The 1963-nt window shown below is 46.8% G+C and carries 3 protein-coding genes; all 3 read right to left on the reverse strand.

Annotated features, from left to right (window positions below; translation table 11 throughout):
* Positions 1–8: 8 nt before the first annotated feature.
* Positions 9–776: an SDR family NAD(P)-dependent oxidoreductase gene (locus tag Q7P41_RS06020; protein ID WP_303882888.1), complete on the reverse strand. Its 768-nt coding sequence runs from the start codon at positions 774–776 to the stop codon at positions 9–11.
* Positions 773–1012, reverse strand: a complete 240-nt coding sequence (locus Q7P41_RS06025) for an acyl carrier protein (protein ID WP_286976353.1) — start codon at positions 1010–1012, stop codon at positions 773–775. The genes Q7P41_RS06020 and Q7P41_RS06025 overlap by 4 nt, the downstream gene beginning before the upstream one ends.
* 23 nt (positions 1013–1035) lie before the next feature.
* Positions 1036–1963: 3-oxoacyl-ACP synthase III family protein (locus Q7P41_RS06030; RefSeq protein ID WP_303882890.1), on the reverse strand; the 928-nt coding region annotated here is incomplete at its 5' end.

Genomic DNA, 1963 nt, shown 5'->3' on the forward strand with positions numbered 1-1963 from the left:
AACCCCCATCACAACGAATAACCCCCATCCAGCACGACGCTCGTCCCTGTGATCCAGCGTGCCGCATCGCTCAGTAAAAAACATATGCTGTTTGAGACATCTTCGGGCTGACCCAAGCCTAAAAGGTGTCTTTTCGTTATGGCCAAGTCAAAGGACTCAAGATCAGGGTAAAGGGCTTTTATCCTATCGAGCATAGGAGTATTGACCCATCCGGGACATACGCAGTTAAAGCGTATCTTCTTTGTAGCGTATTCTGCCGCAAGTGAGCGAACGGCGGAGATCAAGGCACCCTTAACGGAAGAATAGGTAGATGACCCTTCCAAACCCGATATTGCAGTTACAGATGAGACGGCAACGATAGAAGCAGCTGTCGGATCGACGTTTTTCTTCATGCAAACTGCCTTAGAAAGCATGAAAAAAGCCGTCACGTGCAGGTCGTAAAGGTCTCTGTATTCTTTGGGGTCAAAGGACCGTAATGGCCTAACGGCAAAATCTCCGGCACAATGGACAAGGCCTCCAATGGGACCGACTTCGGCTCGTATGAGGCTTACTAAATCAGGTATTTCATCCGTATTTCGCAGGTCAAAGGAAAAGGCCTTCGATGATTCTTCAGGCATTTCCCTTTGAGCTACGCTCAGTTTTTCTTTGTTTCTAGAGACCATCGCTACATTGCCGCCGAGGGCGCAAATTAGATGTGAGGTGGCAAGCCCTATCCCGGATGAAGCTCCCGTGACTATTATGTTCTTTCCCGAAAGGGACATGGGATTTATCGTCAACTTTTTTCAGCCTCTTTTTCCTTCATGTGGGCAAGTATGTCTTCCACAGTGACAAGGGACTTTATGTCGTTAGGCTTTAGCCTCACAGAAAAATGTTTGTCGAGCATGGCTATCACCGAAACTACTGCCAAGGAGTCCCACTCTTCAAGCTCTTCAAGTTTAGTCTCAGGTTTTAATGCCTCAGGTTCTGCGTCCAGTGCTTGAGCTATCAAGGACAATTTGTCTTTAAGGTCCAATTTAAATCACCTCTTTGAGTAAATTACCATTCAACTATGCATCCTGCCCAGGAGTATCCTACGCCAAATCCAACGAGCATCAATTTATCCCCACGCCTGATCCTTCCTTCGTCTAAGGCGTCTTTCATTGCGATGGGTATGGTTGCACTTACCGTGTTTCCCTTGTCTTCCATGTTCACGTAAAACTTTTCTTCAGGGATGCCTATTTTATCCCTTAAGCTGTCGAGCATGAACTTGTTTGCCTGGTGAAAGACGAATAAATCTATGTCATCCATGGATAGTTTCGCCCTTGCAAGCAGGGATTTTACCGTATCTGGAACAATGTCTAAGGTAAAGTTAAATATTTCAGGACCATTCATGTATAGGTTGTTTAAGGAACGAACGTTTCCCTGCTCGTCTACCCTCTCCTTTGCAGTTTCCTCACTTTTAGGCATGGCCATCGCACCGGCCGGGACGATGAGGTTACTTGCCCCCTTGCCGTCGGTGCCAAATACGAACTCCCCTATCTTGCAAGGGTCGCCTTCTTCGTGCGTTATTAAGGTTGCCGCTGCACCGTCGCCAAATATGGTCCTTACGCTTTTATCCTTAGGATGTATGTATTTGGTGTAAGTTTCGACGGTAAGAAGCAGTACGTTTTTTGCCATGCCCCCTGCTATGAGGCCCTTTGTAATGGCAAGGCCATATACGAATCCGGAACAACCGAGGTTAAAGTCAAAGGCTCCACAGCTCGTAGGAAGACCCAATATATCTTGGACAATACAGGCAGTCGTTGGAAGAAAGTAATCCGGGCTTTGGGTGCAAAGAAGCAGGAAATCTATCTTGTCTTTAGGAAAACCTGACTCGGAAAACAGCTTTTCTGCAGCCCGTGCGGCCAGCTGAGATGTAGTTTCCGTCGTCGCTATGTGTCTGCTTTTAATTCCGGTCTTTTTGTATATCTTTTTGCTGTTCCAG

The sequence above is a fragment of the Acetomicrobium mobile genome, assembly GCF_937920065.1.